Annotated in this window: 10 protein-coding genes; 8 read left to right on the top strand and 2 right to left on the bottom strand. The window is 66.4% G+C overall.

All coding sequences use genetic code 11. From position 1 onward, the window contains the following. The first annotated feature begins 27 nt into the window (after positions 1-27). The 4 genes from glmU (at position 28) to FHR96_RS12835 (ending at position 5,798) form a co-directional block, all read left to right on the top strand. Complete coding sequence (glmU, locus tag FHR96_RS12850) at positions 28-1,395, top strand: bifunctional UDP-N-acetylglucosamine diphosphorylase/glucosamine-1-phosphate N-acetyltransferase GlmU (protein WP_183388085.1); 1,368 nt, start codon at positions 28-30, stop codon at positions 1,393-1,395. Positions 1,396-1,405: 10 nt separating this feature from the next. Then, positions 1,406-3,241, top strand: coding sequence for a glutamine--fructose-6-phosphate transaminase (isomerizing) (gene glmS / locus FHR96_RS12845; RefSeq protein WP_183388084.1), 1,836 nt, complete (start codon positions 1,406-1,408; stop codon positions 3,239-3,241). Next, positions 3,241-4,128: a DUF72 domain-containing protein gene (locus FHR96_RS12840; protein ID WP_183388083.1), complete on the top strand. Its 888-nt coding sequence runs from the start codon at positions 3,241-3,243 to the stop codon at positions 4,126-4,128. Before glmS ends, FHR96_RS12840 begins: the two co-directional genes overlap by 1 nt. Positions 4,129-4,451: 323 nt before the next feature. Continuing rightward, a complete protein-coding gene (locus FHR96_RS12835; protein WP_183388082.1) occupies positions 4,452-5,798 on the top strand; it encodes a sodium-dependent transporter in 1,347 nt (448 codons plus the stop codon). A 73-nt stretch (positions 5,799-5,871) separates the two neighbouring features. Here FHR96_RS12835 and FHR96_RS12830 read toward each other — a convergent pair whose 3' ends face one another. Beyond that, on the bottom strand, positions 5,872-6,084 hold the full coding sequence (locus tag FHR96_RS12830; protein WP_183388081.1) for a PA3496 family putative envelope integrity protein: 213 nt from the start codon (positions 6,082-6,084) through the stop codon (positions 5,872-5,874). 194 nt (positions 6,085-6,278) lie between these two features. On the opposite strand from FHR96_RS12830, the gene hexR reads away from it, so the two are divergent. From hexR to FHR96_RS12815, 3 genes are all read left to right on the top strand, one after another. Continuing rightward, positions 6,279-7,136, top strand: a complete 858-nt coding sequence (gene hexR / locus FHR96_RS12825) for a transcriptional regulator HexR (protein WP_183388080.1) — start codon at positions 6,279-6,281, stop codon at positions 7,134-7,136. A gap of 230 nt (positions 7,137-7,366) precedes the next feature. Then, a complete protein-coding gene (uvrD, locus tag FHR96_RS12820; protein ID WP_183388132.1) occupies positions 7,367-9,571 on the top strand; it encodes a DNA helicase II in 2,205 nt (734 codons plus the stop codon). A gap of 272 nt (positions 9,572-9,843) precedes the next feature. Continuing rightward, the gene (locus FHR96_RS12815) at positions 9,844-10,941 is read left to right on the top strand and encodes a TRAP transporter substrate-binding protein (RefSeq protein ID WP_183388079.1); all 1,098 of its coding nucleotides are present in this window, start codon (positions 9,844-9,846) and stop codon (positions 10,939-10,941) included. Between the two features lie 46 nt (positions 10,942-10,987). Here the strand turns inward: FHR96_RS12815 and FHR96_RS12810 are convergent, their stop codons facing one another. Next, positions 10,988-11,395, bottom strand: coding sequence for an acyl-CoA thioesterase (locus FHR96_RS12810; protein ID WP_183388078.1), 408 nt, complete (start codon positions 11,393-11,395; stop codon positions 10,988-10,990). A gap of 152 nt (positions 11,396-11,547) precedes the next feature. On the opposite strand from FHR96_RS12810, the gene FHR96_RS12805 reads away from it, so the two are divergent. Continuing rightward, entirely contained in the window at positions 11,548-12,498 is a 951-nt protein-coding gene (locus FHR96_RS12805) for a phosphate ABC transporter substrate-binding protein (protein ID WP_183388077.1), read from the top strand. Positions 12,499-12,538: the final 40 nt, after the last annotated feature.

Here is a 12,538-nt window from a genome sequence, read left to right as displayed (position 1 = left end):
TTCAACGATGATGGACAAGGAGTCACGATGAGCCTCGACGTGGTGATACTGGCGGCCGGGCAGGGGACCCGGATGCGTTCGACCCTGCCCAAGGTGCTGCACCGCCTGGCCGGCAAGCCCCTGGTGCGTCACGTGATCGATACCGCCGCCGGGCTCGAGGCCGAGCGGACTCATGTGGTGGTCGGCCATGGCGCCGAGCATGTCCGCGAAGCGCTGGCCGACTGCCGGGTGCGTTTTGCCCGCCAGACCGAGCAGAAGGGCACCGGGCACGCCGTGGCCCAGGCCCTCGAGGGCCTGGGGGAAGGCAAGGTGCTGGTGCTCTACGGCGACGTGCCGCTGATCCGGCGCGAGACCCTGCGCGACCTGCTGGCACGCGTCGACGAGCAGCACCTGGGGCTGCTCACCGTGACGCTCGAGGATCCCAACGGCTATGGCCGCATCCTGCGCGATGAGGCCGGCGAGGCCGTGGCCATCGTCGAGCACAAGGACGCCTCCGAGGCCGAACGCGCGGTGCGCGAGTGCAATACCGGGATCATGGCCATGACCGCCGCCCAGCTGCGCCGCTGGCTGCCGAGGCTGTCTGCCGACAATGCCCAGGGCGAGTATTACCTGACCGACGTCATTGCCATGGCCGCCGCGGAGGGCGTGAAGATCGCCACCGCTCAGCCGGCGCGGGCACTGGAGGTCGAGGGGGTCAATGACCGCGCCCAGATGGCACGCCTGGAGCGGGCCTGCCAGCGCGATTCCGCCGAGGCGCTGATGGCCGCGGGTGTGGCCCTGGCCGATCCCGAGCGTCTCGACGTGCGCGGCACCCTGCGCTGCGGTCATGACGTGGAGATCGACGTGGGCTGCGTCTTCGAGGGCGACGTCGAGCTCGGCGAGGGCGTGCGCGTCGGCCCCTACTGCGTGATCCGCGACAGCCATGTCGGCGCCGAAACGGTCATCGAAGCTCACAGTGTCATCGAGGGCGCCGTGGCGGCCGGTCGCAACCGCATCGGTCCCTTCGCCCGGCTGCGCCCCGGTTCGCGCCTGGCAGTGGGCGCCAAGGTTGGCAACTTCGTCGAGACCAAGAACGCCGAGGTAGGCGAGGGCAGCAAGATCAACCACCTCAGCTATGTGGGCGACGCCCGTTTGGGGCGTGATGTCAACGTGGGCGCGGGAACCATCACCTGCAACTACGATGGAGCCAACAAGCATCGTACCGAGATCGGTGACGGCGCCTTCATCGGTTCCAACACCGCCCTGGTGGCGCCGATCAGCGTAGGCAAGGGCGCCACCGTGGGTGCCGGCTCCACGCTCAGCCGTGACGTGGCCGACAACACCCTGGCAGTGAGCCGGGGGCGCCTGATCAACAAGGAAGACTGGCAGCGGCCGGTCAAGAAAGACGATCTCTGAGGAGTGAACCATGTGTGGCATCGTCGGCGCCGTCGCCCAACGTAACGTTCAAGGCATCCTCCTGGAAGGGCTCAAGCGGTTGGAGTACCGCGGTTACGATTCCGCCGGCATGGCCGTCTCGGGCCATGACGGGCAGCTGGCGCGTCGCCGTGCCCTGGGCAAGGTGGCGGCCCTGGAGGAAAAGCTTGTCGCCGCGCCCCTGTCGGGCCATACCGGCATCGCCCACACCCGCTGGGCCACCCACGGCCGGCCCAGCGAGGAGAACGCCCACCCCCACCAGTCCGGCGAGCGCCTGGCACTGGTGCATAACGGCATCATCGAGAATCACGAGGCGCTGAGAGCTGAGCTCGAAGCCGATGGCTATGTCTTTACCTCCGAGACCGACACCGAGGTGATGGCCCACCTGATCTCCCGTGAGACGGGGCGCCAGGGCGACCTGCTGGGAGGCGTGCAGCGCGTGCTGGCGCGTCTCGACGGTGCCTACGCACTGGGCGTGGTCCACGCCGACGAGCCGGGGGTGGTGATCGGCGCCCGCCAGGGAAGCCCGCTGGTGGTCGGCGTCGGCATCGAGGAGGCCTTCCTGGCTTCGGACCCGCTGGCGCTGCTGCAGGTCACCGACCGCTTCATATACCTTGAAGAAGGTGACATGGTGCGGCTGTCGTCCGCTGGCAAGGTGGAGATCTTCGATGCCGACGGGACGCCGGTAACGCGGCAGGTACAGACTTTCGAATATGGCGACGGCGCCGCCAGCAAGGGCGGCTATCGACACTTCATGCTCAAGGAGATCCACGAGCAGCCGGCGGTGATCGCCGCGGCCCTGGAGGGGCGGCTGGGCGAGCGCAGCGCTCTGGTGGAGAGCTTCGGCCCCGAAGCGGAGACGCTGTTCGGCAAGGTGCGCCAGATCCATGTCGTGGCGTGCGGTACCAGCTACCATGCCGGCATGGTGGCGCGCTACTGGCTGGAGCGCTACGCGGGGGTGCCGGTGCAGGTCGAGGTGGCCTCGGAATATCGCTATCGCCGCGTAGTGGTGCCCGAGGGCACGCTGTTCGTGACCCTCTCGCAGTCCGGCGAGACCGCCGACACCCTGGCGGCGCTGCGTTTTGCCAAGCAGCTCGGCTACCTGGGCAGCCTGGCGATCTGCAACGTGCCGGGGAGTTCCCTGGTGCGCGAGTCGGACCTGACGCTGATGACCCAGGCGGGCCCCGAGATCGGCGTGGCTTCCACCAAGGCCTTCACCACCCAGCTCACCGCGCTGATGCTGCTGACGCTGGCGCTGGGGCGCGTGCGTGGACAGGACGCCGACGAGCAGGCGGCGCTGGTCGAGGCCTTGCGGGGCCTGCCGGCCCAGGTGGGGGAAGTGCTGGCCCTGGACCCGGCCGTCGAAGCGCTGTCTGCCGCCTTCGCCGAGAAGCATCATGCGCTTTTCCTCGGCCGCGGGGCCGAATTCCCGGTGGCCCTGGAGGGCGCACTGAAGCTCAAGGAGATCTCCTATATCCACGCCGAGGCCTATCCGGCCGGTGAGCTCAAGCACGGCCCCCTGGCGCTGGTCGACGGTGAGATGCCGGTGATTGCGGTGGCGCCCAACGATGCCCTGCTCGACAAGCTCAAGTCCAACCTCCAGGAGGTCAGGGCTCGGGGCGGCGAGCTGTTCGTGTTCGCCGACGAGGGCGTGGCGCTGGAGGACGGCGAAGGCATCCGCGTGCTGCGCCTGCCGCGGGTGAGCGATGCCCTGGCACCGATCCTCTATACGGTGCCCCTGCAGCTGCTGTCGTACCATGTCGCCGTGCTCAAGGGCACCGACGTCGACCAACCTCGCAACCTGGCCAAGTCCGTGACCGTCGAGTGATGGGCGCCGCTGAACCCGGTGATGATGTCGGGCCGCGCCTGCACCTGGGCCTGCCGATGTGGGCCAATCCCGACTGGCGCGGCGGCCTCTATCCGCCCCATGGGGGCAACGAACGCCTGTTGGACGACTATGCCCGCGTGTTTTCCGCCGTAGAGGGCAACACGACCTTCTACAGCGGTGTGCCCCGTGCCGAGACGGTTGCCGCCTGGGCACGCCAGGTGCCTTGCGGATTTCGCTTCTGTTTCAAGCTACCGGCCGAGCTGACCCACCAGCGACGCCTGGCCGACATCGAGGCTGCGTTCGACGACTTCCTGGAGGCCCTGGCGCCACTGCATGATCGACTGGGTCCGCTGCTGGTTCAGTTGCCCCGCGATTTCGGTGGCGAAGAGCTTCCGCGCCTGCAAGCCCTGCTGTCGCGGTGGCCGAGCTGGCTGCCCTGTGCGGTCGAAGTTCGCCACAGCGAATTTTTCCACAAGGGGGACGCCGAGACAGTTCTCAACAGGTTGTTGATAAGTCATGGGGCGAACCGGGTGATGCTCGATGTTCGCCCGCTGTTCTCCACTCCCGCCGGCGATCACCCGGGGCTGCAAAAGGCTCAGCATGAAAAGCCGAAACGCCCGTTACACGTGATTTCCACAGGGGATTTTCCGGTGGTGCGGTTCATCGGCCATGTTGACGAAGCCACCAACCTCGACTACTTCCAGCCCTGGATCGAACGTCTCGCGCTGTGGATAAAACAGGGGAAAACCCCTTTCCTCTTTGTGCACACTGCCGACAATCTCCGGGCGCCACAGCTAGCTCGCCGGCTCTTCGACAGCGTGGCGACACGGGCTGGCCTGCCGGCGCTGACGGCGTTCCCCGGCGAATGCCAGGCCTCTCTGTTCTGAGAGTCGTCAGTACGCCCCGGTTTTGCCCCACGACTGGCCACCAAGCGTATGATCGGATATTTTTACGCCTCGATCGTCACTTGCCATCGGATATTGTTGTCTTTCACGCCTATCCCGCGTGATTCATGACGATATCTCCACGAGGTTTTCGCCGTTCACCGACTCGGCGGAAGCGTTGCCTCGGCAGCGATCCTGCTTGGCATGCGTTATGCCCTTGAATGCGGTGCGCCGTGATCCGGCGTCCCGCGGACGTGGCGACTACAACCACAACGCCGTCATCGCATCCGATCGATCGATGACGACACGTACCTTCAGGGTGAATTATGTCCATCAAGCAACACCAACATGCCCACTGGTCATCCCGACTGGGCTTCATCCTCGCCGCTACCGGCTCCGCGGTCGGCCTGGGGAATATCTGGAAGTTTCCCTACATGGTGGGCGAGAGCGGGGGCGCCGCCTTCGTGCTGGTCTATCTGCTGTGCATCGCGCTGATCGGCCTGCCGATCCTGGTAACGGAATGGCTGATCGGTCGTCGCGGGCAGAACAATCCGGCCAACGCCATGGCCGACCTGGCCAAGGCCGCCGGCAGGCCCAGGGCCTGGATGCTGGTCGGCATCAGCGGCATCCTCGGCGCCTTCCTGATCCTTTCCTTCTACAGCGTGATCGGCGGCTGGTCGCTGTACTACACCCTCAACTCGGTCACCGGCGCGTTCAGCGGTCAGGACGCCGACGGTATCGGCGCGCTGTTCAATGCCATGCTGGGCAATCCCGGCCTGCTGCTGGCCGGTCACTCGGTGTTCATGCTGCTGGTCATCGGCATCGTGGCGCGTGGCGTGACCAAGGGTATCGAGAGCGCCGCGCGCCTGTTGATGCCGGCGCTGGGCGTGCTGCTGGTCGTGTTGGTCGGTTACGGCATGTCCACTGGCCACTTCGGCGAGGCCGTCTCCTACCTGTTCAACCCGGACTGGAGCAAGCTGAGCGGTGAGACCGTGCTGGCAGCCCTGGGCCATGCCTTCTTCACCCTGTCGCTGGGCATGGGGATCATGATGGCCTACGGCTCCTACCTGGGCGAAGAGGTCAACCTGCTAAAGACCGCACGCACCGTGGTGATCATGGACACCGTGATCGCCCTGGGCGCTGGCCTGGCCATCTTCCCGCTGGTGTTCGCCAACGACCTCGACCTGGCCTCGGGACCGGGCCTGATCTTCGTCACGCTGCCCCTGGCCTTCGGCCAGATGGGGGGGGGCATCGTCGTCGGGCTGATGTTCTTCCTGCTGCTGACCTTCGCCGCCCTGACCTCGGCCATCTCGCTGCTCGAGCCGGTGGTGGAATTCGTCGAGGAGCGCACGCCGCTGTCCCGCGTGGCTTCCACCCTGGTGTCCGGCGTCGGGGCCTGGGCGCTGGGTATCGCCGCGCTGCTGTCGTTCAACCTGTGGAGCGACCCGGTGCTGTTCGGCCTGAACGTCTTCGACCTGCTGGACAAGCTGACCAGCAAGTTCATGCTGCCGCTGACCGGCCTGGGCGCCATCGTCTTCACTTCCTGGTATCTCGACAAGGAAAGTGTGCGCCGCGAACTCGGGATGGATGTCTACGACTTCAGCCTGTGGAGCCTGATTACCCGCTTCATCGCGCCGATCGGCGTAGCAGTGGTGTTCTTCTCCAGCCTGTAAGCCGGCCGGAGTGAATGGGGCCGTGCCCCCTGTCCAAGAGCCCCGCCCCGTGCGGGGCTATTCGCATCCAGGCTCAGTGCATCTCGTCTTCGGTCTCGTCCTCGGGCATTTCGGCGATGTCCTGGCGGAGACGCTTGAATTCCTCGTGGAGCTCGATGCCCCGGCGAGCGCGCAGGTTGCGCTGGGCCGCGGTGCGTGAGCGTTGTTCGTGTTCGGCGACTTCCATGCTCATGAAGATGTCGAGAAGTTCGCTCTTTACGGAGGTTAACCGTTCGACATTGCGCATGATCGACTCTCCTGTCTGCAGTGAGGGTGCCGCATCGATGGCGCTGCGCGACACTGCAATTCTTACTATACCCCACTTGACAGAATGATGAATGTCGGGCCACCAACGCCCATGCGATGCCCTGGAGTGCCCATCTCGGGAGTGCTGGGGCATACTGTAGCGAGAATTCCCGATCCGACGACGAGGAGTGCCGTGTGAGCCTAGGCCTGTTCGATGAGATGAGACGCCGCATGGAGCACTTCCGCCGCTCTGAGCAGAAGGTGGCGCGTTTCGTGCTGCGCAACCCCGACGAAGTGATTCATATGCGCATCGTCGACCTGGCCACCGAGGCCAAGGTCAGCGAGCCGACGGTGGTGCGCTTCTGTCGGGCCCTGGGCTGCAACGGTTTCCAGGACTTCAAGCTCAAGCTGGCGCAGATGCTGGCGACCGGTAGCCAGTTTGCCCAGTTCTCGATGAACGACAGCGACTCGGTGGCCGAATTCTCGCAAAGCATCTTCGACTCTACCGTGGGCACCCTGCTCTCGGTGCGCGACCGGCTGGACAATGACGCCTTGAGCCGTGCGATCAATGCCCTGGGCATGGCCAATCGGGTGGAGTTCTACGGCTTCGGGGCTTCCGGTGCAGTGGCCTTCGATGCCCAGCACAAGTTCTTCCGCCTGCAGATTTCCACCGCCGCCTATACCGACCCGCACATGCAGAACATGTCGGCGGTGACCCTCCGGGAAGGCGACGTGGTGGTGGCCATTTCCCAGACCGGCCGTACTCGGGCGCTGGTCGCCAGCGTGCGCCTGGCCCGCGAGGCCGGCGCCACGGTGATCGGCTTGTGTCCCAGCGGCTCGCCGCTGGCCGAGGAGGTGACCCTGCCTTTGTATATCGACGTCCACGAAGACACCGAGATCTATACGCCGATGAGCTCCCGGATCGCCCATCTGGTGATGATCGACGTGCTAGCGGTCGGCGTGGCCAAGTCCCGCGGACCCAGGCTCGCCGAGCAGCTCAAGTCGGTGAAGAAGAGCCTCAACTCGCTGCGTTACCCGGAGCAGGAGCCGTAAGCTTTAAGAGCCGGGCTACGCCCGGAGCTGGAAGAACGCCCGCTTCGCGGGCTTAAGCTGGAAGCTTGAAGAAAACCCGGCCGGGCTTCGCCCGGAGCTTGAAGTCATAAGCTGGAAGCTGGAAGAAAACCCTTGACCCCATGATGGCGGGGTTCATGCTGGCTTCCAGCTTCCAGCTGGGCGGATATGGTAAGCTGTTCGGCCATTTCCCGAGCAGCGATGCCTTCCCCATGGACGACGTCACGGCGATTCTCGATCACATGAACCCGGCTCAGCGCGAGGCGGTCAGCGCTCCCCAGGGCAATATGCTGGTGCTGGCCGGAGCCGGCTCGGGCAAGACCCGGGTGCTGGTGCATCGTATCGCCTGGCTGATGCAGGCCGAGGGGCTCTCGCCCTACGCCGTGCTGGCGGTGACCTTCACCAACAAGGCGGCCCGCGAGATGCGCACCCGCCTGGAGGCCCTGCTCGGCATCTCGCTGCGCCACGTGTGGGTCGGCACCTTCCACTCCATCGCTCATCGCCTGCTGCGCACCCACTGGCAGGACGCACGACTGCCCCAGCACTTCCAGATCATCGACAGCGACGACCAGCTGCGCCTGATCAAGCGGCTGCTCAAGGACCACCGCATCGATGACGAGCGCTACCCGCCGCGCCAGGTGCAGTCCTTCATCTCGGGCTGCAAGGAGGAGGGCCTGCGCCCGCACCAGGTGGACGCCCACGGCGACGCCTACATGACCCAGATGGTCGAGCTCTACGAGCGCTACCAACTGACCTGCGAGCGCGGCGGCCTGGTCGACTTCGGTGAACTTCTGCTGAGAAGCCTCGAGCTCTTGCGCGACAATCCCGCCCTGCTGGCCCACTACCAGGAGCGCTTCGCCCACGTGCTGGTCGACGAGTTCCAGGACACCAACACCCTGCAGTACGCCTGGCTGAAGCTGCTCACCGGCATGACCACGCCGATGACCGTGGTCGGCGACGACGACCAGTCGATCTACGGTTGGCGCGGCGCGCGGATCGAGAACATCCGCCGCTTCGAGGACGAGTTCCCGGCCACCAGGACGGTGCGCCTGGAGCAGAACTATCGCTCGACCAGCGCCATTCTCGACGCCGCCAACGCCCTGATTCGCCACAACTCGGAGCGCATGGGCAAGGAGCTGTGGACCGCCGGCGACCGCGGCGAGCCGATCTCGCTCTACGGCGGCTTCAACGACCTGGACGAGGCGCGCTTCATCGTCGACACCATCCGCGAGAAGGTCGAGGAGGGCATGACGCGCCGCGAGATCGCCATTCTCTATCGCTCCAACGCCCAGTCGCGAGTGATCGAGGAGACGCTGATTCGCCAGGGCGTGCCCTATCGCATCTACGGCGGCCAGCGTTTCTACGAGCGCCTGGAGATCAAGAATGCCCTGGCCTACCTGCGGCTGCTGCTCAACCGCGACGACGACGCCTCGCTGGAGCGGGTCATCAACGTGCCGGCGCGCGGCATCGGCACCCGCACCGTGGAGGTGTTGCGCGAGCGCGCGCGCCAGACGGGCATCTCGCTGTGGCAGGCGCTTCACGACGCCCAGTTGGACGGCTCGCTCAAGGGGCGTGCGGTGTCCTCGCTGACGGCCTTCGCCGACCTGATCGAGCGACTCGACGACGAGACCTCCGGCATGGCGCTCCACGAGATCATCGACCACGTCAACGAGCGCACCGGGCTGGTCGAGCACCACCGCAACGAGAAGGGCGAGAAGGGCCAGGCGCGGGTCGAGAATCTCGAGGAGCTGGTCACCGCCGCCAAGGCCTTCACCCAGGGCGAGACCCTGGACACCGTGGAGGCCGGCGAGGGCATGGCCGCCCTGGAGGCGTTCCTCGCCGAGGCGGCGCTCAACGCCGGCGAGCACGAGGCCGACGAGTTCGAGGACTGCGTGCAGCTGATGACCCTGCACTCGGCCAAGGGCCTGGAGTTCCCGGTGGTCTTCGTCGCCGGCGTGGAAGAAGGGCTGTTTCCCCACAAGATGTCGCTGGAGGAGCCCGGCCGCCTCGAGGAAGAGCGCCGGCTGTGCTACGTGGGCCTGACCCGAGCGATGAAGAAGCTCTACCTGACCCACGCCGAGCTGCGCCGGCTGCATGGCAAGGAGACCTTCCAGCGGCCGTCGCGCTTCCTGCGCGAACTTCCCGAGGAGTTCCTCGAGGAGGTGCGCCTGCGCGGCCAGGTCTCGCGCCCCGTCACCGCCTCGCGCCCCGCGCCGGGGCTGCGCCAGACCGGCGTCGACGGCGGCGCCGACCTGCCGTCGCTGTCGCTGGGCCAGCGGGTCAGCCACCCGGTGTTCGGCGAGGGAGTGATCCTCAACGCCGAGGGCGAGGGTGAGCGCGCCAGGGTGCAGGTCAGCTTCGAGGGCGAGGGTGACAAGTGGCTGGTGTTGGGATTCGCCAAGCTCACCCCTCTCTAGGAAGACACTGGATAGGCGCCTGCGGGGGCGAATCGCTGCGCTATAGCCGCCATCCCTGGCGGCTACCCTGCGGGCCCGTCCAAAGACGCTGCAACGTCTCTCCTGTTACTCCGCTCGCCGATATATCCAGCGCTTCCCATACTTATCGTTTGGCAGGGTGAAGTGAGTCGGTCGTTCGCTTGCTGATGAATTCGGCTTTCACGCATACTGCCGAACGGACACGCGTGCCGCCGGCACGCGGCATAAAAGAACATCAAGGAGCCACCCTCGCCATGGAGCGTCGCAACTTTCTCAAGACCAGCCTCAAGACCCTGGGCGCCGGCACCGCCGGCGTCGTCGCCGCCCCCTTCGTCAACACGGCCAGCGCACAGGAGACCATCACCTGGAACATGGTGACCTCCTGGCCCAAGAACTTCCCGGCGCTGGGCACCGGCGCCAATGACCTCGCCGAGCGCATCGAACGCATGTCCGGCGGCCGCATGCGGGTGCGCGTCCACGGCGCCGGCGAGATGGTGCCGGCGCTGGAGGTGTTCGATGCGGTGTCCGCCGGCACCGCCGAGATGGGCCACTCCGCTTCCTATTACTGGCGCGGCAAGGTCGCGGCCGCCCAGTTCTTCACCGCGGTGCCCTTCGGCATGACCACCACCGAAACCAACGCCTGGCTCTACTACGGCGGCGGTCAGGCGCTGTGGGACGAACTCTACGCCGAGCACAACCTCAAACCCTTCGCGGTGGGGAATACCGGCACCCAGATGGCCGGCTGGTTCAAGAAGGAAATCAACTCGCTGGACGACATGCAGGGGCTCAAGCTGCGCCTGCCCGGGCTTGCCGGCGAGGCCATGAGCGGCATCGGCGTGACCACCATGACGATTCCCGGCAGCGAGATCTTCACCTCCATGGAAACCGGGGTGCTGGACGCCGCCGACTGGGTCGGCCCTTACAACGACCTGGCCTTCGGCCTGCACCAGGTGGCCGATTACTACTACACCTCGGCCTGGAACGAGCCCAGTGCGATCCTCGAGGGCACCGTCAATCTGGAGGCCTGGAATGCGCTGCCGGACGACCTCAAGGCGGTGGTCACCGAGGCGGCCCGCGCCTCCAACCTGGCGATGATCAGCGAGTTCGCCTTCCGCAACGCCGAGGCGCTGCGTTCGCTGGTCGACGAGCACGGCGTCAAGCTGCGCAGCTTCCCCGACGACGTCATGGCCGCGCTGCACGAGTCGTCCAAGCAGGTCATTCAGCGACAGGTGGAAAGCGACGAGGCATCAAAGCGGATTCACGATGCGTACCGCGACTTCCAGCAGAAGGTGAGCCCCTTCACCGACGTGGGCGAGTTTGCCTACCTGAAGGCGCGGGAACGCCTGGTCTGAGACGAGGCGCCGGCCGCTCGCTGCGTGACAATATGCGGCGGGTGGCTCAGCCGCCTTGACGCACCGCTCGGATGCGCCCGTTGTCGTCCAGGGCAACCGTCACGAAACGGGCCTCGGTGACCTTGTGCAGTTCATCGGGGTCGCGCTCCTGGGGAGAGCGGCTCCACACCTCGACGTCGATCTTGATCGAACTGTGGCCGATCTCGCGGACTTCGGTGAAGATGTTGACCATCGAACCCACTCGCACCGGGCACAGGAAGTCCATGGCCTCGATGGCCACCGTGGCGGTGCGTCCCCTGGCTTCGCGGCCGGCGGCCAGCTCGGCGGCCTGGTCCATGTGGCCGACCAGCCAGCCGGCGGAGATATCGCCGTGGAAGTTGGTGTCCTGGCGGCTGGCGACCAGCTTGAGGGTCAGTCGGCCGCGCGGGGCCGGGATGTCGTCGAGTTCGCTCATGGCATTGGCTCGCCTGGCTTGTTGTTGTGGAGGATCGTCACGGAGCCATCACCGGCCCGGATAGGTGAGCCATGATAAACGCCAAGGGAGCGGCCGCTCCACCCTTGTGAAGCCCGTCACCGCGCGATTCGCTGCTGCTGGAGGAAAGTCTCATGCTGCCTGCCCTTCGTCGATCCTTGCTGGCCTGGCTGCTGGTCCTGGCAGGGGCCTGGGCCATTCCCGTGGCGGCGGATGCCCCGCCGGTCGGCACCCTGGACACCGTGGGTTCCGACACCATGGCAGGCCTGATGCTGCGCTGGGGAGAGCTTCTCGGACGACGCTATCCGGGGCTCAGGGTGCAGCTCCAGGCCAGCGGCTCGGCCAGCGCGCCACCGGCCCTGACCGCCGGCACGACCCTGGTGGGCCCCATGTCGCGCCCGATGACCGAGCCCGAACGCGAGGCGTTCGTCGACCGCTTCGGCTACCCGCCGCGAGCAGTGGTGGTGGCCCAGGATGCGTTGGTGGTGGTGGTACACCGACACAATCCCCTGGCGAGCCTTTCGCGGCGCCAGGTCGATGCCATTTTCTCGGAGACCCGGCGCTGTGGAGCCGCGAAGGGGATTCGACGCTGGCAGGCCCTGGGGCTCTCGCAGCCGAAAGGACGCATCGTGTTGCATGGTCGCAACGCCGTGTCCGGCACACATGGGCTGTTCCGGCGTGAGGCGCTGTGCGGCGGCAGTTTCCGTCCCGAGGTCAACGAGCATCCGGGCTCGGCCGCCGTGGTGGCTGCCGTGGCCGATGATCCCCTGGCCATCGGCTATGCCGGCCTCAATCACTTGACGCCCAGCGTGCGCGCGGTGCCCCTGCGCGATGCGGCGGGGCGGCTGCATGCTCCCGATCCCCAAGCGGTGCGCCGCGGCGCGTACCCCCTGGCGCGGGATCTGCGCCTCTACGTCAATCAGCCCCCGGGAGAACCGCTGCCGCCTGCCGAACGGGCCTTTCTCGCGCTGGTACTTTCCGACGAGGGGCAGGCCGTGGTCGATGAGCTGGGCTTCGCGTCGTTATCGGCCTCGACCCTGGCACGCCAGCGGCGAGAGCTCGGGTTAGTGGATGACGGGGCGTGACAGTGTCACCCGATTGTCATGACAATGTCGTATCGTTCCG

It is taken from the genome of Halomonas organivorans, assembly GCF_014192055.1.
In the GTDB taxonomy this organism is placed as follows: domain Bacteria; phylum Pseudomonadota; class Gammaproteobacteria; order Pseudomonadales; family Halomonadaceae; genus Halomonas; species Halomonas organivorans.
The sequence above is the reverse complement of the archived record's forward strand: the minus strand, read 5'-3'. Positions and strand labels throughout refer to the sequence as shown.